Consider the following 23,394-nt stretch of genomic DNA (forward strand, 5'->3'; position numbering starts at 1 on the left):
GGTTCTTTGGACAACATCATAGCAAACGGTTACTCAATGGCAGTAGTGCACAAGTCGGTATTCCTGGGATACAGCGCCGAGCAAATGTTTGATTTAGTGGCAAAGGTCGAGGATTATCCCAAATTTTTGCCCTGGTGTGGCGGAGTTGATGTCCGCGAACGGGGTGAGAATCATGTTGTGGCAAGCGTTGGGATCAATTTCCATGGTGTGAAGCAGCATTTCACCACGTCCAATTCGAATACTCCGTTCACTGAAATCCGCATGAAGCTGGTCGATGGGCCTTTCAAAACCCTCGACGGCACCTGGACTTTCAAGGCCTTGCGCGAAGATGCCTGCAAGGTTGAACTGGACTTGCACTATGAATTCTCCAGCAAGCTGCTGGAGCAGGTAATCGGCTCGGTGTTTGGCATGATCGCCAACAGCATGGTCGATTCCTTCTGCAAGCGCGCCGAGACGGTCTATGGCTGAACGTATCAAGATCACCCTGTGCTTTGCACCTGCTTCGCAGCCTATCCTGTACGCGCTGGAAGTGGACGAGGGCACGACCATCGGCCAGGCCATTGAAATCAGCGGCGTCCTGCAGGATGCGCCGGAGATCAACCTGGTGACCATGCCAGTCGGGATTTACGGCAAAAAGAAAACGCTGGATACCGTGCTGCGCGCGCGCGACCGCATCGAAATTTATCGTCCCCTGATCGCAGACCCTAAGGATGCCCGGCGACGCCGGGCCAAAAAGGCTTAAAAAACGTCCGCCAGGCGCAGCAAGGCGCCGATCACGGCAAGCTGGGTCGTGAGGAATACCATTGCGGAGAAGCGGCGGTCGCGGTGGAATTCCTGACGTAGGGTGTCCATCTGACGGTCAAGGCTTTCACGCAGTGCCTGCTGGTCTTCGCGCATCTCCTTGCGGAAAGCGACGAATTCGCCCTCGATGCGTTCCAAGCTGCGCTGAATGGATTTGAGGGCTTCTTCAAGCCGCGTGATGCGCACTTCGTGGTCTGGCAATTGCTGTTGTACGTGGTCATTGCCGTTCATGGTCGCCTCCGGTACGTTGTTCCCTCTCCACGCACCCTTAGACCATGCCCGGCCAAATGAGTTCCCGCTTATTTGCAGTTGCTGGCGATCGATTCCTTCTGATCCTTGATTTGCTTGGCGCGCGCCTCGTCGGTCAGGAAGGTGCGCTCGCCTTTTGCATCGGTATCGGAAATGCGGGCGCCGCTTTCCAGCAAGCTCTGATTCTTCTTGGCTTCCGAGCAGTACTTCTTACGTTCGGTTTCGCGCTTGGTGTCTTCAGCAGCCTTGGTGGCCTTTTCGGCAGCTTCCTTCTGGCGTTTGTTAAAGTCGGCGTTGCGTTCGGCCAGTGTTGGCGGTTGTTTTGGTGCTTTGGCTTCGTCTGCTGGTGCTTCTTCACCTTCGACAGGCGCTGCGGCCGCCTCTTTGCGCAGGTCGGGTATGCCTGCGCCGCGTGGCGCTTTCAGGATCTTGTTGGCAGGCGTGCCTGGTGGTGGCGGCTGGTCGGACAGCTGCTTGACGCCTTTTTCATTTACCCACATCCATTGCGCCTGGGCCAGGGAAGTGCAGGCAATCAGCGCGGTTGCCAGCGCCAGGCGGGTAATTCGTTGATTCATAGGGGATTTCCTTGGTGAGAGTGCACATTTCACCCCGAAATCCCCTCATTGTCAAATATATTTCCTACAGGAATCACCAATCTGCGGCGGATTAGAAACGGTGGCGCAGCCCGACTGTGAATTGGCGGTCGCCAAGCCCCGGTTCTTCGCTGTTTCCCTCGGTGTATCCAGCGCCGTGATGGTTGCGGATGCGGGCGTAGGAGGTGTAAATGTCCGTGCGCTTGGAGAAGGCATACATATAGGCCAGGGCGTACTGTTGCGCGTCTTGATTCAGGGTAGTGCGGTCATCCTTGTTGATGACGGTGGCAACCACCGTATGCGGGCCGAACGGAACCGACACGCCCAGCAACAGATCCCGGCTGTCGGTCGACGGAGTCGGTGGCGTGCCGCCGAAAGCGTTGACGGAGCTGTTCAGCGGCGCGCTGTTGAGGCCCTTGTCCACGCCATAGCCGAACCACGTTTTGGCGACGCCGAAGTCATAATTGGCGCCCAGCAGGAAATTGCGGCCGCTGCTGGTGCCCTTGAGCGTTGCCGTGTCGTTGTCGCGGTTATGGTAGGCGAGGCGGACATTCAGCGGCCCCTTGCTGTAGCCGATGGACCCGCCCAGCGAACGGCTGGCGCTGCTGTCACCGGCCACTTCGCCCGCCGCATACATAAAGTCGGCGCTGAAGCCGTTGAACTCTGCGCTGCGGACCAGTACCGAGTTGCTGGCGCGGAAGCCGGTCGATGGCATCAGGTTGTTGGAGCGTGCGATGCCATTGCGCAGCGGATCGACCACGGTGTTGAGGGTGGTGAACAGCGGAGTGTCCTGCAGGCCAATCGAGATCGCGCCAAGCTTTGCGTTGCGCAGGCCGACAATGCTGGTTCGGCCAAACAGCGTATTGTTCTGCGTCGAGTTGCCCACGTCCGCATGAATGCCGCCTTCGATTACGAAGAAGGCGGAATTGCCGCTGCCCAGGTCTTCGCTGCCGCGGAAGCCCCAGCGGCTCTGGGTCGCCATGCCGCTGGTGACGCGGGTCGAAATGCCGGCGACGCCGCCGCGGTCCTGGGAAATACCAAGGTCCATCACGCCGTAAAAGGCGACATTGCTTTGTGCCAGGGCGGCGCCGCTGCAAGCCGTAAGGGCGAGCGCAGCCACCGCAGTAATGCGTTTGTTCATTTCGTCTCCGGGAGTTTTTGTGTTTAGGCTGGTACGGTATTGCCGCGTGGCGCAGGGTCAGGCAGTGGTTCGATCTTGCCGAGCACGAAGACGAAGGACACGATGCCAACCAGCAGGATCACACCAGCGACCATGAAGGCATTGGCGAATGAGTTGGTGGCGCCGACGATCATGCCGGTGACGATAGGTGCCGCTGCGCCCATCAGGTTATTGGCGAAGTTCATGATGCCGCCCACGGTGCCGGCGCCGCCTTTCGGAGCGATCAGCGAGGGCAGCGACCAGCCCACGGGCGCAGCGGAAGCCAGACCGCCCAGGGCAATCGAAATCCAGAAGATGGCCCACGCAGGGTCGGTGGTTTGGGTCGCGCCGAACACGGCGAGGCCGAACAGCATGCCGATCACCAGCACGCTCTTGCGTACCGTGGATTCGTTCTTGCCTTTGGCGATCAGGTGGTCGATCAGCCAGCCACCGACGAAGAGGTCGGTCACAGTGGCGACGGCCCATGGAATTGCGGCGAAACCGGCGGACTTGATGATACTCATATGCATGGTCTGCACCAGGTAGCCCGGCAGCCACGTCAGGAACAGGTAGAAGGTGTAGCCGTACGCAGCGAAGCCGATGGTCAGGCCCCACACCTTGGACTTGGTGAGCAGGTAGCCCAGCATATTGACGGCGCCGCCTTCGGCAGGACCTTCCGGCGCTGCACCGCCTTGCTGAATGTAGTTGAGCTCGGCTTTTGTCAGTTTGGTATCGGCGCTCGGGTCGCGATAGAACAGCAGGAAGGCGAAGAAATAGCTGAAGCTCAGTACGGCGGTCAGGGCGAAGCCCCAGCGCCAGCCGAATGCCACGACGGTGACTGCAACCAACGGGACGCCGATTACGTTCGAGAACTTGGCGGCCGCATCGAAAATCGCGGTAGCGGTACCACGCTCACTGCGCGGGAACCAGTATCCGGTGGCCTTGGAACTTACGGGGAAGGCCGGCGCTTCGGCAACACCGAGCAGGACACGCGCCACGAAGATGCCGGCAAAGCCGCTGGAGAAGGCAGTGATAGTGGAAGCAATGCCCCACAGGAATGCACCCCAGCGCCCAACCTTGGTCGGGCCGAATCGGTCCAGCACCATGCCGACCGGGATTTGCAACAGCGAGTAAGACCAGGCAAAGGCGCTGAACAGCAGGCCCATATCAACCGGCGTGAGGTTGAATGCCTCCTGGATTTGCGGCGCAGCGACCGACAGGCCGATGCGGTCGATGTAGTTGATCAGGACTCCAATGCCGAGCAGGGCGCCAATGCCCCAGCGGCGCTTCGCTACCTTGGTTACCGTGGATGTCTTCATGCTGTCTCCATTTTTTGATTGTAGTGCGAATGCTAGTCCTGGCATTCGAGTGATTGCAGGATGGTGTCTACCAACTGCTGCGGTGTGTGAGTCAGGTCGAGGAGCAGGCCGGCTTCGTCGGCTTGCAGTGGTTCAAGGTCGCGTAGCTGGCTATCCAGCAGCGAGGGTGGCATGTAGTGCCCAGGGCGGGTGCGCATGCGTTGATCGAGCAGGGCGCGATCGCCGTTCAGGTGGGCGAAGCGCAGTTCGGGATCGCCGCTGCGCAGCAGGTCTCGGTAGCGGCGCTTGAGGGAGGAGCAGGAAAGCACCAGGCCTTCGCCGCGTTCGCGCGCAGCGCTGATTTCATTGCGCAGGGCTTGCAGCCAGCCGGCGCGGTCCTGGTCGATGAGGGGGATCCCGGCCGACATCTTGGCCACGTTTTCCGGCGGGTGAAAGCTGTCGCCTTCGAGAAAGGGCACTCCCAGCGCGGCGGCCAGCCTGGAGCCGATTTCGCTCTTGCCCGCGCCGCTGACGCCCATGACCACCCAACGAGTATTTGCTGTTTTATTCATTTGTCTCCACTGATAGCGCTATCATTTGAATCGAAGTTTAGCGCGGCCAGAGAATTTGTAAAGAAGAATTTGAAGCTAAGCGAGGGCGAGGAGTGCTCGCCCCAGTGGGAAGCGAGGCAGAATGTTGTAATTCTGCCTCGTCAGAAGATAGCGCTATCTATCCCTCTTACTCCCGGAATGCGCGATTGACCTTGATGTTCTGTTCCATGTAACGACACAAGTCCGGTGCGCAGGCCTCGCCCTCGGCGGCGCCAAGGTAGTCATGCAGCATGCGTTCGAGCAGATTGACGTAAGCCAGGCGGATGATCGGCTTGCGCGGATTATGGCCTTCGCTTGGGTCGACCAACAGGGTGACCGGTTTGCCGTCCGCTTGCAGTTTCGACACGTATTCGGTCACGCTCGCGATATCGACCTTGTCATCCTTGCCGCCAGCCAGGATGACAAGCGGGCGTACAACGCGGGCTGCTCCCGACATTGGCGAGTCCTTACGCATAGCCGCCATCGCCGCCACGTTCGACTGATCGATGCCCACCTCCTTGAAACGCATGGTCGTTGGCAGCTCCTCGGTGCCGGCGAGGTTTTCGCTGGATGCCAGTTCGATCACGCGGGCGAAGTCCGGCGGCGGCACTGCAGCGAAGCCGAACCGGAACATCTCCGGCGTGTGGGTCAGCGCCATCAGGGTTGTGTAGCCGCCGAAGGAATCGCCCAGGATGGCCATGCGCGACTTGTCGCCAATGCCGTTTGCCAGCAGCCATTGCACGCCTTCGATGACATCAGCCTGCACGCGGCCGTTGCCGAAGTCCATCCCCGGCGCCCGCATATACTGTTCGCCGTAGCCGGTTGAAGCGCGGAAGTTTGGCTGGAACACCGCGACGCCACGGTTCGCCAGCCATTGCACCAGCCAGTGGTAGTCGCCATCAAAGCGCGACCAGGGACCGCCGTGGACCATGGTCACCAGCGGGATCTTGGCTGCATCGGCTCCGCGCGGCAGCGTAAGGTAGCCGTGGACGGGCTTGCCATCGGAAGCGCGGTAGCTGATGGCGTACTTGTGCGCCAGAGCTTCCTGCGCCAGCGGCTTACCCTGGGCGCGTTCGGCGTGCAGGATTTCGCTGCTCTGCCTTGTGGCGGCGTCATACAGCCAGTAGCGCGGCTGCTGCAGGTCCGCGCCTGTTTCGGTGATCATCCAGCGCTTGCCGCCGGCCGATGCGGTGAGGCTGGTGCTACTGCCTGCGAAGCGGGAGGAGATGTCGGCCAGCGCATTGCCAGCGCTCGCGGCGACCGCGTAGCTGCGCCGCTGCGGCAGGTCGTAAGTGGCGGCAAGGACTTCGCCGCTCTGCGGGTCTGCTGCGAAATTGCGCATATCAGTCATGCCCTGCGGGTCGGTGTGGAGCAGACGTTGTGCGCCGGTTTTTGCATCGACCTCGATCAAGGCGGTGCGGTCGGACTGGTAGCCCATCATCATCTTCAGGCGTTTGCCGTCGGCCGAGGCTTCCACCATCGTGCATGGGTGGACGGGTTTGCAGCGCAGGACTTCCTTCCAGCCGCTGCCATCGCGCCTGGAAATGATTTGCGCGTAGTCTGCGGCGAGCGTTTTCGTGAAGAGCGGCTGGCCCTTGACGTCCAGCAGCGCGTCGCGCAGCGGTGCACCCTGGTAGAGGAGCTCGCGCACACCGTCGGCGGCATTACTGTAAAGCTTGTAATTGCCCGCCTTGCGATCGTATTCACCGGCCAGCAAGTTGTGCGGGCGGCGCAGGTCCACACCAAGCACCTTGTTTTCGAGTCCGGCGTCGTAAGTTACGGCTTTGGTGATTGCGCCGTCCTTGGCGTTGATTGCGCTGATGCCTACGGCGTCATCGACGAACAGCGTACTGCTATCAGTGGACCAGGCAAGCGAGCCACGTGGTGCATCCTTTGCCAGGACGCGCGTCGTTCCGCTGGCCACGTCGTACAGGTGCAGGCCGGCGCTGCTTCCCGCTTGCATGACGAACGCTACGCTGCGGCCATCCGGCGAAAGGTGGACCTCGCGCATCGGCGAGCGGGCGAGGAAGGCGTCCAGCGCGAGGCGTGGCGACGGCGCGAGCGCCGCGTTCGCGGCCGCGATGCTGCGTAAATCGAGGGTTGGCGCCTCCGCTGCCTTGGTGGCCGCGAAACCGGGAGCGATAATCGCGAGCAGGATCGTGCAAATTGCAGGGCGAGCGAGGGCCGCCCGCCCGTTCAGGGCCGAGAAAATCATGGGAGTCTCCTGTTTAGCTAACTATGCCTCGCTGGGGACGGCGTTTTGTGAAACCTTTGAAGGCAGGCGTTCGCGCCGTTGTTCCATTGCGGCGAGTGTTACGAGAGCTGGCGGTCCTAATAGCAGGCAAGCCGCCATCCAACCCGCACGGCGACGGGGGCTGGCTGCTGTCCGCTTCAGGCGCCACCATCCTGCGGCGCCTGAGAAGAGGGCTGCCGCAATCGCGGCAATCCACGCTGCGACCGGCCGTGGCAGGTCCAGTGGCATGGGCGCAAAGATGGCCGGTGTGGTCAGAACCCGCGATGGCCAACCGTCGACCAGGTACATGGCAGGCGAGATCCACCAGTCTTTATGCTCAAACAGCACCGGGTATTCGTGGATTAGCGGACGACGCGCAATTTCCACGGCGCGGCCCTGCGGATCAAGGTGGAGGACCACTTGATCCCCGGCGGCCGCTCCGTCAATCATGCGTTTTCCGAACAAGAAGCCAATCAGGACGCCATCCTTTCCCGGAGTCATGACCACCCGAGCCAATTCGTCGGCTGGGCCAGGCAATGGAATTGCGGCGACTTCCCGCATCTGCGCGGTGCCATCCATGATCACGAGGCGCTTGGTGGTGACGACATATTGGCGCTGGCGCATTGGATCAGGCCAGTTGAGGATCACTTCGTCATTGCGCACGTGGAGCATCTCGCGCCAGGTGCGGGTGGCTGCATCATATGTAGCGATACTGTGCTTGAACAGCGCATAATCGGCGGTCGGTACGCCCCCGAGGATCGATGGCAGCACGAGCGGCAGTTCCGAAACAGCCATGCTTGCCTTGCGAGCTCCCGAGAACGGGTCGCGCCCGATGAAGGCAGATCTATCCTGGCTATAAGTCCATTGGAGCTTATTCTCGTCATCGCGGAACTCATCGCTCCACTGCAAGCCAAGCTGGTTCCGGACCGGAAAGCTGTCCACGAAGATCGCGCTTTCGCTCGTGTTGCCCGCTACCTGACCGCGCCAGCTTGCCGCACGTGGGTCTTGCGATGCCGCGAGTCCAAGCAGCATGCTTTCTTCCGGCTTGATGCGTTCCGCCGCCGTGAAGCCGCCCGGCAGCGGAACCTCCATATTCAGCGGATGCGAACCGTGGAGGATTGCAGCGCATTGATATATCAGGCCACCACCGGCCGTCAGCAGAAAATAGCTGGATAGCACCAGGGGCAGGGCGGTTGCCAGTACAGCGCCGGCGCCCCGTGGCGGAGCATGCCGGTTAGGCCGCATCACCGTGCCGACCATCGCCGCCAGCAGTGCGATGCAAAGCAGGTCGAGCAAGAACACCTGGTAGACAGACGCAATGGTGAACATCAACGTGAATGGCAGCATGACCACCGTCGCCCCAAGTTTGCTGCGGTTTAGCATGACGTAAGCAGCGCATAGCCAAGCCGCAATGGCGAACAGCGTGCCATGCAAGGCGACCGCATAATGGTGGGCGTCGACAATGCGCGTAGTCAGGAGCTGATTGCCCGCCAGCGCCAGAAGTCCCGGCAACCCAATCACAACGAAGATCAGCGTTGCCGAGGCGCCGCAAAGGGCCGCAGCGATCGTACGCGCAGGCAGCGGGCGATGCATGAGCCAGATCCAGCGATTGGGCTGGCGATAGGTGCCAAGCTGGTAAAGCCCAAACCCAAACGCCAGCGCAGCGTGGAGGAACAGCAGCGGAAGCTGGCCTTTCGCGCTCAAATGCATGAAGTCGAAGAAACGAAGTAGGACAAACAGGCAAAGCAGGTGAAGCGAAGCCGCCAGCATGGCCGCCTTGCGGAAGCGGCGCAGTTCGGAAAAATAAAGTTCGCGCATGTTGATCTCCTCAGGCAGCGCGTTTGGCGGATGCGTGGCCGCGGCTCAGGAAGCCGTTGACGGCGCGCTCCAGCGTGGCCGGCATCGATTGCACGGAGCGTGCGCCCATCAGCTTCAGGCGTGCACCGAATTCTTCCGGCTGGTCGAAGACGGTCAGGTGGGTGAGGCCGTCGATATGCTGGACTTCGAGGAGTCCGGGCAAAGTGCGCAGGTCGGGCGCTTTGAACGGGAATTCGACCACCCACAGGCGCACACGCTCGCAGAACTCGTCCGGCGCCGACATATGGCGCAGGCGGCCGCGCTCGATGATCACGAGATTGTCGGCGACGCGTTCGATTTCCTCCATCTGGTGCGAGCAGTAAACCACGGTCGCATCGTTATCCAGGGCCGTGAACATCAGCGATTCAAGGAAAGCGCGCTTGGCCACCACGTCGAGGCCGAGCGTCGGCTCGTCGAGGATCAGCAAATCCGGGCTTTGCGCCAGCGCCAGCGCCAGGCTGACGCCCGCCCGCTCGCCGCGCGACAGCTGCGAAATGTACTGCTCCGGTTGAACATTGAAGTTGCCGGCGACTTCCTCGTAGCGCGCCTGGTGCCAGCGCGGATAGAGCTTGCGCTGCATGGCCACCGCATCGGACACGCGCAGCCAACCGGGCAGCGTATGCTCCTCGTTGACGAAGCCAATGCGGCCGCGCAGTTCCGGAGTCAGCTCGCCGCTATCGGAGCCCAGTACTGCGGAGCGGCCCGCTGTCGGCGACTCAAAACCAAGTAGCACGCGGAACAGCGAGGACTTGCCTGCGCCGTTCGCGCCAACAATGGCGTGGATGCCGCCGCGCGGCAAAGCCAGCGTCATTTCGTCCAGCGCCAGCTTGCCCTTGTAGGCCAGGCTTAGCGCTTCAGTCTGAATTGCGTAATCCATGTCTAGGCAGTCTTTTTAGGCGTCAGAAAGGAGAGTTCTTCGTCGATGCGCTGCAGCACCTGTTCCTTCGGTACATCCAGCGCAATAACATCGCCAACGAAGCGCTGTACCGCTTCATCCAGCCTGCGTTCGCGCTCTTCAGGCGCCAGCACCTGGCGTGGAGGCGCTACGAACAAGCCCAGGCCAGCGCGTGCATCGAGCCAGCCTTCAGCGGCCAGCTCGTTATAGGCTTTGGCGACAGTATTCGGATTGATGGTCAGCTGCTGCGCCAGCCCGCGCACGCTCGGCAAGGCCGCGCCCACCGGCAGTTCACCGCTGGCGATCAGGCGCCGCACGCCGTCTACGATCTGGCGGGTGATAGGGCGTGCGTCACCTGGCGCTATTTGCAACATGAGAGGGGTGCGGCGGCTCATCTTTAATCTCCACTGTACTAGTACGGATAGTACAGTAAGCCCAAACCGGGGCTGGCGTCAACTACCACGTGAAGATTGCCATGACGAAAACGCGCGTTTTCTGTATAATCTACTTTTGCGCCTATAGGAAATACTATGCGTCTGCTCCAAAAAGCACTCACCTTCGATGACGTGCTCCTCGTCCCCGCGTATTCCAACATCCTGCCTGCGGATACGTCCCTCAAGACTCGCCTGACCCGTAACATCAGCCTGAATATCCCTCTGCTGTCCGCAGCAATGGATACCGTCACCGAAAGCCGTCTGGCAATCGCAATGGCGCAAGAAGGCGGTATCGGCATCATTCACAAGAACTTGAAGCCGAAAGACCAGGCACGTGAAGTGTCGAAGGTTAAGCGTTTCGAAGCAGGCGTGCTGCGCGACCCGATCACCATCCCGCCGGACATGAAGATCCGCGACGTGATCAAACTGACCGAGCAATATGGTATTTCCGGCTTCCCTGTAGTGCAGGGCAAAGAAGTCGTCGGCATCATCACCAACCGTGACCTGCGCTTCGAAAAAGAGCTGGACGCGGAAGTGCGCGCCAAGATGACCCCACGCGAAAAGCTGGTCACCGTCAACGAAGAGGCCAACACCGAAGAAGCCAAGCGCCTGATGAACAAGCACCGCCTGGAGCGCGTGCTGGTGGTGAACGAGGCGTTTGAATTACGCGGCCTGATCACCGTCAAGGACATCCAGAAATCCACCGAACACCCGAACGCATCGAAAGACCAGCACGGCAAGCTGCTGGTTGGCGCGGCAGTCGGCGTCGGCGCGAAAGACGAAGAGCGCATCGACCTGCTGGTAGCGGCAGGCGTGGACGTGCTGGTGGTTGACACCGCACACGGCCACTCCCAGGGCATCCTGGATCGCGTGAAATACATCAAGACCAAGTACCCGCACGTTGACGTCATCGGCGGCAATATCGCCACCGCGGCTGCTGCCAAGGCACTGGTCGAATACGGCGCGGACGCGGTCAAGGTCGGCATCGGCCCAGGCTCCATCTGCACCACCCGTATCGTTGCAGGCGTAGGCGTTCCGCAGATCACCGCGATCTCCAACGTGGCCGAAGCGCTGAAAGGCACCGGCGTTCCATGTATCGCTGACGGCGGCATCCGCTTCTCCGGCGACATTTCGAAAGCACTGGCAGCCGGTGCATCCACCGTGATGATGGGTTCCATGTTCGCCGGTACCGAAGAAGCGCCGGGCGAAGTGATCCTGTACCAGGGCCGTTCGTACAAGTCCTACCGCGGCATGGGCTCCCTGGGCGCGATGGCCGATGGTTCGGCTGACCGCTATTTCCAGGACGCGAGCGCCAAGCAGGACAAGTTCGTACCGGAAGGCATTGAAGGCCGCGTGGCCTACAAAGGCTCCGTCCTGGCGATCCTGTTCCAGCTGGTCGGCGGCGTGCGCCAGTCCATGGGTTACTGCGGCTGCGCCACCATCGACGAACTGAAAGAAAAAGCAGAATTCGTTGAGATCACGTCGGCCGGCATGCGCGAATCGCATGTGCACGACGTCCAGATCACCAAAGAAGCGCCGAACTACCGCTCCGAATAAGACATCCGCAAAGCGGCGACCAAGCGTCGCCGCTATTTTTTTTTGCCCCCGCTATGCACTCAAAAATCCTCATCCTTGATTTCGGTTCCCAGGTAACCCAGCTGATCGCACGCCGCGTGCGCGACGCGGGTGTCTTTTCCGAGGTGTACCCGTACGACGTCAGCGAAGAATTCATTCGTAATTACGGCGCATCCGGCGTCATCCTGTCCGGCTCCCACAACTCCACGCTGGAAGGCGATTCCCCGCGCGCACCGCAAGCCGTGTTTGAAATCGGCGTGCCAGTGCTGGGCATCTGCTACGGCATGCAGACCATGGCTGCCCAGCTGGGCGGTAAAGTGGAAAACGGCTTGGTGCGCGAATTCGGCTACGCTGAAGTCCGCGCCCGCAACCACACCGCGCTGCTGAACGGCATCAACGACTTCGTCACCGACGAAGGCCACGGCATGCTGAAAGTCTGGATGAGCCACGGCGACAAGGTCCTGGAAATGCCGGCCGGCTTCAAGTTGATGGCTTCCACCGATTCCTGCCCAATCGCTGGCATGGCCGACGAAGACCGCAAGTTCTACGCCGTGCAATGGCACCCGGAAGTCACCCATACCGTGCAGGGCAAGGCCATGCTGGGCCGCTTCGTGCACGAAATCTGCGGCTGCAAGGCTGACTGGAATATGCCGGACTACATCTCCGAAGCAGTGGAGAAAATCCGCGCCCAAGTCGGCACCGATGAAGTGATCCTGGGCCTGTCCGGCGGCGTTGATTCTTCCGTGGCTGCGGCGCTGATCCACCGCGCCATCGGCGACCAGCTGACCTGCGTCTTCGTTGACCACGGCCTGCTGCGCCTGAACGAAGGCAAGATGGTGATGGACATGTTCGCCAAGAACCTGGGCGTGAAAGTGATCCAGGTCGATGCGACCGAACAGTTCATGGGCCACCTGGCCGGCGTGACCGATCCAGAGCAAAAGCGCAAGATCATCGGCCGCGAATTCGTGGAAGTGTTCCAGGCTGAATCGGGCAAGCTGGTCAACGCCAAGTGGCTGGCGCAAGGCACCATCTACCCTGACGTGATCGAATCCGCAGGCAAGGGCAAGAAAGGCCAGACCATCAAGTCGCACCACAACGTGGGCGGCCTGCCAGAGACCATGAAGCTGCAGCTGCTCGAGCCGCTGCGCGAACTGTTCAAGGACGAAGTGCGCAAGCTGGGCGTAGCCCTGGGCTTGCCGCACGAGATGGTCTACCGCCATCCATTCCCGGGCCCAGGCCTGGGTGTGCGTATCCTGGGTGAAGTGAAGAAGGAATACGCCGACCTGCTGCGCCGCGCCGACGCGATTTTCATCGAAGAACTGCGCAATACCCCTTACGAAGGCGCCGCCATGCCGGGCGAAGACGCACCAGCCAACTGGTACGACGCAACCTCGCAAGCATTCGCTGTCTTCCTGCCGGTGAAATCGGTGGGCGTGATGGGCGATGGCCGCACCTACGATTACGTCGTAGCGCTGCGCGCCGTGCAGACCCAGGACTTCATGACCGCGCACTGGGCGCACCTGCCGCACTCGCTGCTGGGCAAGGTCTCCAACCGCATCATCAACGAGGTGCGTGGCTTGAACCGCGTCGTCTACGACATCAGCGGCAAACCGCCTGCAACGATCGAGTGGGAGTGATTCCCGGTCTGGCTGCACCCCGCAGCACTCGGCACTAAACCAAGACTAAGCCCCTGATTTTTCAGGGGCTTTTTCTTTTTCTGGTGGCGAAATCTGGCAACGATTGGCATGGGCAAGCGCGCCGGATTGCTGGCATTGGCGATGGTATTGCGCGAGCGGTGATCCACAACATGAAGGTTGGCCGTAACACGGCCTCGGATGGCCATCTCGGTGACTTTACGATGGTCGAATCCGCCCAGATTACGGAAGAGATGAGTGAATTGATCCCAACTTCGCTGCTGGGGAAACTGCCTAACCTGCAGTTCTTTGCCTCCGTGTCAGGTGGCCGGTTGTGCAAAGGGCGCTTCACATTGCTCGATCCCGGTCTGGACGCAGGTGGGGAGACGCAGGACGACACGGGAGAATCGGCATGATCCGGCTCGTCACCATTTGCTCCTTGGTTTCGCTGCTCATGCTTGTACTTTACTTGCCCGCAGCGAAACCAGCCGGCGTGTTCATTTCTCATGTGCGCATTGAGCATGCTTTGCTGTCCGAATTCTGGGGCCAAGAGCACGCCATGGCGATGTTGGCCAAGATGCTCGACCTGCAACCGGACTCCACGTCGAGTCCTCCTTTGATTCCGATCGAGCAAGGCCCGGCAGGAAAGGGCGCCAAGGTACTTCCGGAAGTGGCAGCCGTTGGGAACCGTCTTCTGAATAACGAGTACTTCCGGTCCTTGAATGCTTTGCTCGTTCTGGCTACCTACCGCGCCGCCGTGGTGCTGTATCTGCTTCCAGGACTGCTTCCTTTTCTAGTCGCATCTGTAGTGGACGGGGTTGTGCGGAGATCCGTTAAAGGAAAGGACTTCTCCGGCCATAACCCTGAAGTGTTCGCCGTGTGCGTGTCCGGGGCGATTGTGGCCTGCTGCTTTCTCTTGATCGGCTGTGTCCTGCCGATCCAACTGCCCGCCACGCTGATGCCAATCTTGTTGTTCTGTTGCGGTGCGCTCGCCAACATCGGCCTGGCCAACTACCAAAAACGGCTGTAAGTGCTCTGCGGACGGGGTATGGGGGGAGCAAGCTCGGAAAGGAAAGAAAATGCAGCGCGAACAGCTGGACTATTTGGATGAAGTGATCTCTGATGTCTTGGATGGAGATTATTTCCGAACGGCAGGACTGTCCACGGGCGAGCGTCTATATGTTGCTCTCGGGGCCAGTGATATCGGTTGGCTGCGTGAAATGGGATTTGCCGTTGCTCAGGCCCTCAGTCGACTGGACTATGGAGATGCTACGGAACTAGTTAAGCGCTGGCGGCATGTACACCGCTGGTCGAAGCGGTAGTAGCGTGTCTATTTCTTCTTGTCGTTGGCTTACCCCCTCGCTTCTATCGGTTGTGAGACCTTTTCGTTGGGGTGACGAATGCCTGGCACTCCTCGAAGGAGTGGAAGACAATTTCAGGGATCGAATGCGATGACGCGGCTGGCGGCAGTGGTTCGTCGCCCGGTAGCTTCACAGCGACCAGCCTGGCGCGCGGAAGCAGGGCGCGGAGGACATCGCAGCTCTGCTGCCATTTTGCCACGTGGTCTGCCAGCGGGTATGAGAGGAAAACCGTCGATACCAAATTCGCCTTGTCGCCATCGTGTTCAGTGTAGGGCAAGGGTAAAGCGATGCTGCGTGCATCGACACCTTCAGTGCGTAAGGCTCTGGCCAGCAGTTCGCCTACCAGCTCATCCCGCTCGGTGGCCAAGCCGGCACACAGTACGATCGAGCCAAGTGGTACATCAAGCGAACCCTGCCACTGGCCGAGTCGAGCTTCACGCAAGTGACGGAGGTGGGCGCCAACATTTGCGTCCAGCAGCGATACCCTGCGCCGGCGCTGCAGAGCGGTGTTGCCACTGGGAGCGAGGCTTTCCGCCACATCCGCAACGGTGCAGCGCAATAGCGCGCACCGCTAGGTACACGTGCCGCCATTCGTCTCTTTTCGAGCCAAGCGCCGGCTAATCCACCTGCCAAACCATGGCTGTCCAGTTGGCCCAGGAGCGGATGCACGGTGCAGGCGTGGCCGGCCGCGTTGTCGGCCAGCAAACTGACCAGCGCAGCTTCGTCTTCCCAATTGGCAAAGTTCAACGTCGCGGCGAAATGGCGTGGCAGTGCGCGCAGCGGGGTCGTACGTCGGTCCAGCACGACCTCGGCGCCTGCCAGACGGCAAAGATGGCGACGAGCGCCAGCGATGGCGGTGACGTGCGCCCCCATTGAGTTCAATATCGAACGCCTTCATGCCTGACTTGATTCACCCAAACGAGCTCGGTTACAAGATTTGGGCAAACGCGATGGCGCCTACACTGAACCGTCTGCTGCTGGCCCCGGCGTTGGCAAAATAGCCAGTTGTCCGGTGCTCGCCCGGAAACGTCTCTGTAAATGACGACGCCTTCGCCGTTTGAATATGCCAGCGCGGTGCACAAGATTTCTTGGCTAAACGGATCGGTTGGATTAGGAACTCGAAATTGTGCCGTCACTCTTATTTTGCAGAAGTTGAGAATGACGGTTCTTGGTCACGTTTCAAGTCACGTTTGAAGGTCTGCTTGCAGCGGTTTTCGTCTTGCAAATCTGCTGGATAATCAAGTTGCGATTTTGGACCGTGTGAATGGCTGTCGCTGAACCGAAGGCAGAGAACAAAATGTCAGAAGTCGACGGAAAAGCGCTGTGCCAGCAACGTCGGTGTGCTAAATCTTGCCAGCATCTCAGGAGTTGCAATGCACGCCTTTGTCCAGGAGCCGGGCGATGTCCTCCAACGTATAGGGTTTAGCGAGCAAGCGGAACTGTTCTAATCCAGGATATTCTTGGCGCATCATGGAGGTAGGATGGCCAGTGGCAAGGATAATCTCTGTATCAGGGTGCGCCTGGCGGGTGGCATACGCCAGTTCGAGTCCGGTCATGTTGGGCATGACGAGGTCACTGAAAAGGACATCGATGTCCGGGTGTCTACGCAAAGCGTCGAGGGCATCGGCACCACTATTGGCTGAAAGGACGTCATAGCCGAGCAGCTTGAACAGTTGCGCGGTGATGTCAAGCACATCCGACTGATCATCGACCACCAATACTTTACCGATCGCATGCGTGCTGCCTACAGCAGTACGCGGTTGATCGATCGCCGGGAAACTGAGTGTAATGGAAGTTCCGTGGCCGAGGCTGGACGCAATATCCAGCTTACCGCCCGCATCACTGGTCATGCCGAAGACCTGGCTCAATCCAAGTCCTGAGCCTTTGCCGACTGGCTTGGTGGTGAAGAACGGTTCGATGGCACGGGATTTTGTTTCTTCGGACATTCCCGTGCCGGTGTCGTGAACGCGCACTTGGACCTGCGTTTTCGGTTTCATGAAGTCTGATGATAATGTGGCTTCGGCTAATTCGGTGGAGATGGTGATGGTCCCAGTCTCTGCAATCGCATGGGTGGCGTTGACAACAAGATTCAACACTGCCGCTTCCAGTTGCGGGAGATCGGCCATGGTGTCGGGTAGGGCTGGAGCGAGTTGAATCTTGAGTTTGATCGAAGCTGGAACGGCGCGACGCAGAACGGCCTCAAACGCACTCAGCACCTTGTTGATGTTGACGGGCGCGAGTTTGATCGGTTGCTGTCTCGCAAAAGCTAGAAGTTGCTGCGTGAGTGCCGTCCCGCGCTTCGTTGCCCGTTCCATCGCTTCTATGGTTTTGAACCGCGCATTTCGGTCACTTTCCATTCTCAAGACATGCAGGCCGTTGCTGATGATGTTGAGCAGGTTATTGAAGTCATGTGAAATGCCGCCGGTCAGCTTGCCGATGGCGTCCATTTTCTGTGACTGGAACAATGCTTCTTTGGCTTGTCCCAACGCTTCTTCGGCTGCCTTGCGTTCGGTGACGTCGCGGGTTACTTTCGCGTATCCCACTAGATCGCCCATCTGGTTGCGCACGGGGTCGATGATGACGTGGGCCCAGAACCGCGTGCCGTCTTTTCGCACACGCCAACCCTCACGTTCGAACCTGCCGTTGGTCGCTGCGGTCCGCAGCGCAAAGTCAGGCAATCCGGCGGAGCGATCCTCGGGTGTGTAGAAGCGGGAGAAATGCGTCCCGACGACTTCATCACTTCGGTACCCCTTGATGCGCTCAGCGCCCGCATTCCAGTTGGTGACAATACCTTCTGGTGACAGAAAGTAGATGGCATAGTCCGTTACGCCCTGGACCAGTAAGCGAAATTGCTCCTCCGTGGCGTGCACGGCTTCCTGGCTTCGTCGTTGTTCAGTGATGTCGCGCATGATGCCGGCATAGCCTTGGAGCATGCCGTCGGTGCCCAAGATGGGATTGAGTACCACGCTGGCCCAAAATCGGGAGCCATCTTTCCTGGTAAGCCAGCCATCTTCCTCGAAACGGCCCTGGGCCGCGATCTGCAAAATCTGGTCAGGATGACCGGTGGCGCGTTCTTTTTCTGGGTAGAGCAGCGCGAAGTGCTTTCCCAGAAGTTCATCTTCAACGTAGCCCTGACATCGCTCGGCGCCTGCATTCCAATGCATGAAGCGTCCTTCGGGCGACAATGTGTAGACTGCGTAGTCCGTGACGTTGTAAACAAAATGCATGAAGCGTTCTGCTTCACGGTGGCTCGCCAAGTCATTCATGCAAGGTTCGCCTCTCATTGACGGAGTTCCGGTTGGTGATTACGCTAGAGTTAGGGCGCAGAAAGATTCAAATCAACAGAATAGATCGGGCGTAGATGCAGCGCAACAGATAGTCAATCGTGCGGGCTACCATCTCGTCCCCGTACGTGCTGGGCCAGTGACGTATCTGCGAGCATGTAGCCCATCGACAGTGAGCGCCTGTTGGTGGGGGAGGGCAGTGGACGACCAGTGTATGCCTGTGCAGCGAAGGGGGCGCGGGAAGTGTTGATGCGGACACGACCGGTGCGCAACGAATCAGGTGCGACGAGGAAATGCGCGCGGAACACCAAGATATAACCGCGATCAAAAGCGTCGCTCAGGCGATGTCTTGGATTTCCCGCCCGACGGCGGCGAGGGCTCCAAGCACCATCAGGCGCGATGGGTGGTCGGTTGCGGTGGAGCGCATGAGCGCGAGCAAGAGTGTGGCAATGCGGGATCTTTCATCTTCGCTCATGGTCCTGTTGAAGATGACTGAGATCTCCCTTCCCGTGCGTTGCATGCCTGTTAGCGTTGATATGTCAGACATCATCGTCCTTCGTGATCTGTGTTCTTGCGCGCCATGGCGTCGCCCTTGTGCGCACGAGCTGGTTTCTGATGCGCGTTTCAGCGGCGGTGCCTTCCGAAGAAATCCAGCACCATCCTGCTCGCATCGGGGCCTCGTTGTGCGTTGAACCGCAATGCTGGATCACCGCCGCTCCAGGCGTGGCCCAGGTCCGCGATACGAGCGGCGCGCAGGAGGACCTTGCGTCCGACCAAATAGTCGTGGATTTCAAGCGCGTTGCGTAGTCCCTTCCTATCGGCAGGTTTGGTCGTCACGCGGGCCTCGACATCCGGTGCCAAGCCGTTGACCAGCAACCACTGGCGTACCAATTGTCGCTGATTCACAGGGTGCACTACTCTGTCATCTTCGCCCTGAATCATGAGCGCTGGCATGAAATGCCTCTTTGCTGTCGCCGAATGCAAAGGCTGGTGTGAGCGGCGCTGCAACAAGTCGTGGATCGCTCCATCAGCCTGGCCGGCGGCGCCATGGCGCATCACGCGTAGCGCCGCTACGGCACTATGCCCAACCCCGAACACAGGTGCCGAGTGAAGGGCGACAGCGGCAATTAGTTCCGGATGGTTTAATGCGAGCACCGCCGCCATGCCGGCGCCGGCGGAGATGCCACACGCATAGACTCGGTGGAGATCGATCGCATACTGTCTACATATAGTCCCGATCAATGCCGCCAGCATCGCAGTTTCGCCACCGCCCTGTTGAACGGATTGTTCATACCAACGCCAGCAACGCTGCGCCTGTACCCTGACCAACTGTTGTGGATACAGCAGCACGTAACCTTGGTCTTCCGCGAGTCGATTCATGCGCGTGCCCTGGGCAAGCTGAGTGGCGCTCTGATGGCAACCATGCAGCATGACGATCAGCGGCCAGCCATCACGCGCAACCGCTTCGGGGACGCGTCCCGGTAGGTATAGCCAGTATTGCATTCGTTGGCCGGTGCCGGTGTCGAGTTGACCGGGAAGCGGAAACTGCGCGGCCAACCACCTGCCGGGCGCCGGCTGAATAACAGGGCGAGTAGGCTTGCGAATTGCAAATGGTGGAATGGGTGTGGCCACCCGCTTGGGCGCCGGCTTACGCCGAGATGTCGACGGTGAGGGCGCTGCCGCGGCCAGGAGCTTGGTAAGGATCGAGCGTTGCGACTTGCCGGCACGGACCAAGCTGCGCAGCAATTTTACGCCTGGGGCAAGTTTGGCCATGACATCCTCCGCATCTGATGGCGCCAGTGTAGCGGTGCTGGTGAAGCGGATCGGTGCGTTGGCAGACGTGCGCAGGATGGAATGGACATGAGTGGCGTAAATGCTATGTACTGAAGCTTGTCGGCCCATGAAGCCGCGGCTGCCACGCGCGTTGCGAAACGGTCGAACCCACGTTCAGCCGGGAAAGCGGCCCGCAAGTGCGGGCCAAACCCGGTAGATGGGCAACGTATTAAAGAATCCCAAAGGGATTATCAAATGCTTGAGATGCGGAGGTAAGACTCCTTCTGAACCAGACAATAGTCGGTCATCTTTGCATTGAGCTTACACTAAATGTGTGAGGCGTACCGTGCTGAATTTCACATTCTGGCCAAATAGTTTGTCAGCCGCTGTTGTCGGATCGTAGGAGGCCATTCACTTGTGGTGCCACTTGACCGGTCCGGGGATGACCCGACAGGATGAAATCGAGGCGCCTGTCTATGCGCTCGCTGCAAACGCGCTACGATGAAGATATCGGCTGTTACCTTCAATCTTGGGGTTCAGATGCAAGACCAACCATCACTTGCGGCGACAGATGAAACAAGCACGTCCGATGGCTATGTCTACCAAGTGTCGCTCAAGGAAGTACCTGACGGATTCCAAGCGCAATTGGTCTGGATCAGCACGCCCGCGGATCGGTTAGAACACCTGGACGACGCCATCACGACCACGACCTTTCCTCATGCGCGCGCAGCAATCATTGAGGCGCATGCACTGGCGCAAGAGCGCATCGTTGCATGGCGGGCGCTTTCTGGATCGTCGCCCCTGCATGACACGCTAGGGTGAGGTGACGGCTTACTGAACGTTCGCAGAAACACTGAAGCGACGTTGCTTGTTGACTTTGGAGGTGCGGCCTCCACAAGGCTGTCGCTCCTACTCTGAATGAGCCTGTGCGCCTACACGGCGTGGCTAGCTTTCCTGTAGTCTGAACGAGTTGGCGGCAAATGTGTTCGTGCGTTGCAGGGGGAAGCCATGGAACTCTATCGAAGCCATGAGATTTGTTGCGTGGTGGATCGGACAAAGCGGGGCAAGTCCAGCGCGAGGCGGCATTGCTGGTTGACGATTCAGCACATTGGCGAGCCATTGCCCAAGTTCTACCGCGTGGACGTGATTGCCTGGTCAGTGCAGGCGGCCCGACTACTCGGCATGCAGTATGCCAAGGAATACCTTGATGTAACACTCGCGCTGCCGCCGCCAGCTCGCTCGTCTGACGTGGTCTGTGCCGATCGGAGGCTTGCATGGAAACGCTAGATGGTGGGTCCGGAAGTGGGCTATCCAGCGACCGCGCATTGATCTCGAGTTTGCGCGAGGCAAACATGCACCTTTTGTGTGCCGCGTTGCATGCGCGCGATTCGCAGGCAGAGGCAGAAGTTGCCCTGACGAATCAGGATCATTTCTTTGCGGTGCTTGCCCATGAACTGCGTGCCCCGCTGGCCCCGATCAAGCTGGTCGCCACGGCGCTCGATGCGCTGGTGGTCAGCGACGACAGCTTACCAAGGCTACGCCGTACACTGACCCGGCAGCTTGACTATCTGGTACACATGGTCAATGGACTGGATGACGTCACGCGTATCAGAAACGGAAAGCTGGCGCTTGAGATGCGTGATGTACGTGTGTCCGACGCGATGGTGACTGCCTTGGAGATGGTGCGACCGCTGGCCGAGGCTCGTCAGCAAGAACTCACCGCGCAGGTATCGCAGGAACCCTTACTGATACGCGGCGACCATGAACGGCTGGTCCAAGTATTCTTTAATCTATTATCGAACGCCGTCAAATTCACACCTTCGCAGGGACTGATATCGGTGGTAGTCAGGCGTAGTGGCGCCTGCGCCAGTATTGCGATCCAGGATAGCGGACCCGGCATCGAACCGGCGTTTATTCCCTTCATGTTCGACATGTTTGCGCAGAACGGCGCACCGCAGAATCATTCACGGGCAGGGTCGGGCATTGGCCTTTCATTGGTCCGTTCGCTGGTGCAGCTGCATGGTGGCACGGTGACCATCCACAGTGCGTCACCGGGCGCCGGATGTACTGCCACCGTCTCGTTGCCGCTCACATCAGGTCAAACATCAGACGGTGAAATATGAGTCACGAGCTGCATAGCGATTTCCGCCTTAATCAACAAAGCGTCCTTCATCGGTCGGGTCACATGAACGTTGAGCGGCGGTTTGACTGTCATCTCGCCGCGGCCGTGAAAAAGGGCTTTGAAATCAATTTCAGCCAAGGCTTTCGGGTCGCTGGGGAGTTCTTGCGAAATTATGGCGTACCACCCAAGGTGGTTGGGCGGGTGATTAACTACGGGGCGCGGAGAACGTCGGATTGCGAGCCATAGCAACGCGCATGGCGTTCACCATCAATGACGTCTCAAGGCGGCAACATGTGACGTCGGGGCTGCAGGCACGCGGGAGGGCCGTCAATAGACTGCGTGTCAGCCTGATTGCATCCGGGCCCACCTCAGAAGCGGGCTGCTCGTTTCGTCAGGCGTAAGGCATGTCGTCGCAGCAGCCGGTCGCAAAGCAGGACACGTGACACGCTTGCGCTGACGACCCTTCGTGAAACTGCAGTCGAATTCGCTTAACGCGATGCGGTTGGCGGCCTCCTGTTCTCCCCAGCGCAATGACTGGACGTCCCGTCGGGTCTTGTGCACGATGCACTGATGCCGCGAGATGGCGACTGCTTGGTCAGACGACCCGAACGGGGGCCGTGAGGGTTCGCGTCAGTTGCCATGAAGGCACCGGCAAACGCAGGACTGTTGGTTCTTCGCAACCGCAGCCATACAGGCGACAGCAATGCCGATGGTGCCGTCTGGTGAACGAAAATCGGATGGTTTGCGTCACAGGTAAAACGTTATTCCGCTCATACCCGCGGGCCATTTGCTGAATTTGCGCGCTGCGATTGAGCGCCTGAATGTTGGCGGTGGAGTCTTCGTCCACCCGGGCGGAGCAGCGCTGGTGTCTTTGCATTTCTGCCTGGAAGTGGAATAATTCTTCTTAGTGATGATCGATTGATCATACAGTTGTCGAAGTGGAAATTAATGCATTGGAGGATGCGATGACGATCTCGTCGGTGCATGGTGAAAATGGCGGCCGTAGCGGTGGTACTGCGTACACCGTGGTCTGTAAGAGCGGTCAGCGCGGTACGGAGTATAGCGATCCAGACCTCGCAGCACAGGCTTTTTTTCGTGCACAGGAGCAGGACCGGCCATTCGTGTTGCGTCATCGAGGCAATGCGACCTCGGTGATCGCTTCGGCGAGAGCAGGTGCCAAGCAGATCGCAGCGAATTGGGCTGGCGACGACCAGTTCCGATCGGCTTACGAATCGTTACTGCGGCGCGAGTGAGCGCATTGGGTCCGAGCCCAATCAACGCCTGGCGGATAGCGTCATGCGCGACATCATATTGGACCAGTTGCTGATATGTCCAGCCTGCGGTTAAATGCGCCATATTGACAACCAGCAAAACCAGGCACGTGAGAATACCTGCGCATCTTTCAATGGACAGAATGAAGAAGCGATTCATTGCTGTCTTTGATGCATTCAGCCATTGTCATACGCCTGAGCCGCTGCAAAGGCACCCCAGCTATGTTCCTTCCTGCGATGTCCGCGAGTCTGACGTAGACTGAAG

The 23,394-nt window shown here is 59.5% G+C and carries 23 protein-coding genes; 11 read left to right on the forward strand and 12 right to left on the reverse strand.

The genetic code is table 11. From position 1 onward, the window contains the following. The first annotated feature begins 36 nt into the window (after positions 1-36). Both AC1RTP_RS06520 and AC1RTP_RS06525 read left to right on the forward strand, forming a co-directional pair. Positions 37-468 carry a type II toxin-antitoxin system RatA family toxin gene (locus AC1RTP_RS06520; protein WP_498605842.1) on the forward strand — a complete coding sequence of 144 codons (432 nt, stop codon included), beginning with the start codon at positions 37-39 and terminating at the stop codon, positions 466-468. Next, positions 461-742 (forward strand): RnfH family protein, encoded by a 282-nt coding sequence (locus tag AC1RTP_RS06525; protein WP_498605748.1) that lies wholly within the window; start codon positions 461-463, stop codon positions 740-742. The genes AC1RTP_RS06520 and AC1RTP_RS06525 overlap by 8 nt, the downstream gene beginning before the upstream one ends. Here AC1RTP_RS06525 and AC1RTP_RS06530 read toward each other — a convergent pair. The 9 genes from AC1RTP_RS06530 to AC1RTP_RS06570 all read right to left on the reverse strand — a co-directional run bounded on the left by AC1RTP_RS06530 (position 739) and on the right by AC1RTP_RS06570 (position 10,070). Continuing rightward, the gene (locus tag AC1RTP_RS06530) at positions 739-1,032 is read right to left on the reverse strand and encodes a hypothetical protein (RefSeq protein ID WP_498605749.1); all 294 of its coding nucleotides are present in this window, start codon (positions 1,030-1,032) and stop codon (positions 739-741) included. The two genes, AC1RTP_RS06525 and AC1RTP_RS06530, sit on opposite strands and share 4 nt — an antisense overlap. 68 nt (positions 1,033-1,100) lie before the next feature. Next, positions 1,101-1,625, reverse strand: coding sequence for a DUF4124 domain-containing protein (locus AC1RTP_RS06535; protein WP_498605750.1), 525 nt, complete (start codon positions 1,623-1,625; stop codon positions 1,101-1,103). 91 nt (positions 1,626-1,716) lie between these two features. Then, a complete protein-coding gene (locus AC1RTP_RS06540) occupies positions 1,717-2,784 on the reverse strand; it encodes a porin (RefSeq protein ID WP_498605751.1) in 1,068 nt (355 codons plus the stop codon). A 23-nt stretch (positions 2,785-2,807) separates the two neighbouring features. After that, positions 2,808-4,121, reverse strand: a complete 1,314-nt coding sequence (locus AC1RTP_RS06545; RefSeq protein ID WP_498605752.1) for an MFS transporter — start codon at positions 4,119-4,121, stop codon at positions 2,808-2,810. 32 nt (positions 4,122-4,153) lie between these two features. Next, entirely contained in the window at positions 4,154-4,672 is a 519-nt protein-coding gene (locus tag AC1RTP_RS06550) for a gluconokinase (protein ID WP_498605753.1), read from the reverse strand. 166 nt (positions 4,673-4,838) lie between these two features. Continuing rightward, a complete protein-coding gene (locus AC1RTP_RS06555; RefSeq protein ID WP_498605754.1) occupies positions 4,839-6,905 on the reverse strand; it encodes a S9 family peptidase in 2,067 nt (688 codons plus the stop codon). 21 nt (positions 6,906-6,926) lie between these two features. Continuing rightward, positions 6,927-8,741 carry a hypothetical protein gene (locus AC1RTP_RS06560; RefSeq protein WP_498605755.1) on the reverse strand — a complete coding sequence of 605 codons (1,815 nt, stop codon included), beginning with the start codon at positions 8,739-8,741 and terminating at the stop codon, positions 6,927-6,929. Positions 8,742-8,751: 10 nt separating this feature from the next. Next, entirely contained in the window at positions 8,752-9,657 is a 906-nt protein-coding gene (locus tag AC1RTP_RS06565; protein WP_498605756.1) for an ABC transporter ATP-binding protein, read from the reverse strand. 2 nt (positions 9,658-9,659) lie between these two features. Further along, on the reverse strand, positions 9,660-10,070 hold the full coding sequence (locus AC1RTP_RS06570; RefSeq protein WP_498605757.1) for a GntR family transcriptional regulator: 411 nt from the start codon (positions 10,068-10,070) through the stop codon (positions 9,660-9,662). Positions 10,071-10,205: 135 nt separating this feature from the next. On the opposite strand from AC1RTP_RS06570, the gene guaB reads away from it, so the two are divergent. The 5 genes from guaB (at position 10,206) to AC1RTP_RS06595 (ending at position 14,640) form a co-directional block, all read left to right on the forward strand. Beyond that, positions 10,206-11,666: an IMP dehydrogenase gene (guaB, locus tag AC1RTP_RS06575; RefSeq protein WP_130312186.1), complete on the forward strand. Its 1,461-nt coding sequence runs from the start codon at positions 10,206-10,208 to the stop codon at positions 11,664-11,666. A 53-nt stretch (positions 11,667-11,719) separates the two neighbouring features. Then, positions 11,720-13,321: a glutamine-hydrolyzing GMP synthase gene (gene guaA, locus AC1RTP_RS06580; protein ID WP_498605758.1), complete on the forward strand. Its 1,602-nt coding sequence runs from the start codon at positions 11,720-11,722 to the stop codon at positions 13,319-13,321. 83 nt (positions 13,322-13,404) lie between these two features. Continuing rightward, the gene (locus AC1RTP_RS06585) at positions 13,405-13,734 is read left to right on the forward strand and encodes a hypothetical protein (protein ID WP_498605759.1); all 330 of its coding nucleotides are present in this window, start codon (positions 13,405-13,407) and stop codon (positions 13,732-13,734) included. After that, positions 13,731-14,348 (forward strand): IncC plasmid conjugative DNA transfer DtrJ family protein, encoded by a 618-nt coding sequence (locus AC1RTP_RS06590; protein WP_498605760.1) that lies wholly within the window; start codon positions 13,731-13,733, stop codon positions 14,346-14,348. Before AC1RTP_RS06585 ends, AC1RTP_RS06590 begins: the two co-directional genes overlap by 4 nt. A gap of 49 nt (positions 14,349-14,397) precedes the next feature. Beyond that, the gene (locus tag AC1RTP_RS06595; RefSeq protein WP_498605761.1) at positions 14,398-14,640 is read left to right on the forward strand and encodes a hypothetical protein; all 243 of its coding nucleotides are present in this window, start codon (positions 14,398-14,400) and stop codon (positions 14,638-14,640) included. A 378-nt stretch (positions 14,641-15,018) separates the two neighbouring features. Here AC1RTP_RS06595 and AC1RTP_RS06600 read toward each other — a convergent pair whose 3' ends face one another. From AC1RTP_RS06600 to AC1RTP_RS06610, 3 genes are all read right to left on the reverse strand, one after another. After that, positions 15,019-15,561 (reverse strand): hypothetical protein, encoded by a 543-nt coding sequence (locus AC1RTP_RS06600; protein WP_498605762.1) that lies wholly within the window; start codon positions 15,559-15,561, stop codon positions 15,019-15,021. Between the two features lie 479 nt (positions 15,562-16,040). After that, positions 16,041-17,945, reverse strand: a complete 1,905-nt coding sequence (locus AC1RTP_RS06605) for a hybrid sensor histidine kinase/response regulator (protein ID WP_498605763.1) — start codon at positions 17,943-17,945, stop codon at positions 16,041-16,043. 642 nt (positions 17,946-18,587) lie between these two features. Then, a complete protein-coding gene (locus AC1RTP_RS06610; RefSeq protein ID WP_498605764.1) occupies positions 18,588-19,736 on the reverse strand; it encodes an extracellular catalytic domain type 1 short-chain-length polyhydroxyalkanoate depolymerase in 1,149 nt (382 codons plus the stop codon). Between the two features lie 501 nt (positions 19,737-20,237). Here AC1RTP_RS06610 and AC1RTP_RS06615 point away from each other — a divergent pair. From AC1RTP_RS06615 to AC1RTP_RS06630, 4 genes are all read left to right on the forward strand, one after another. Continuing rightward, the gene (locus AC1RTP_RS06615) at positions 20,238-20,558 is read left to right on the forward strand and encodes a hypothetical protein (RefSeq protein WP_498605765.1); all 321 of its coding nucleotides are present in this window, start codon (positions 20,238-20,240) and stop codon (positions 20,556-20,558) included. Between the two features lie 186 nt (positions 20,559-20,744). Further along, a complete protein-coding gene (locus tag AC1RTP_RS06620) occupies positions 20,745-21,023 on the forward strand; it encodes a hypothetical protein (RefSeq protein WP_498605766.1) in 279 nt (92 codons plus the stop codon). Beyond that, positions 21,011-21,859: a sensor histidine kinase gene (locus tag AC1RTP_RS06625; RefSeq protein ID WP_498605767.1), complete on the forward strand. Its 849-nt coding sequence runs from the start codon at positions 21,011-21,013 to the stop codon at positions 21,857-21,859. The genes AC1RTP_RS06620 and AC1RTP_RS06625 overlap by 13 nt, the downstream gene beginning before the upstream one ends. Before the next feature lie 964 nt (positions 21,860-22,823). Beyond that, positions 22,824-23,111 carry a hypothetical protein gene (locus tag AC1RTP_RS06630; RefSeq protein ID WP_498605768.1) on the forward strand — a complete coding sequence of 96 codons (288 nt, stop codon included), beginning with the start codon at positions 22,824-22,826 and terminating at the stop codon, positions 23,109-23,111. The last annotated feature ends 283 nt before the right edge of the window (positions 23,112-23,394 follow it).

The organism is Pseudoduganella sp. GW821-FHT11H04, from assembly GCF_058807935.1.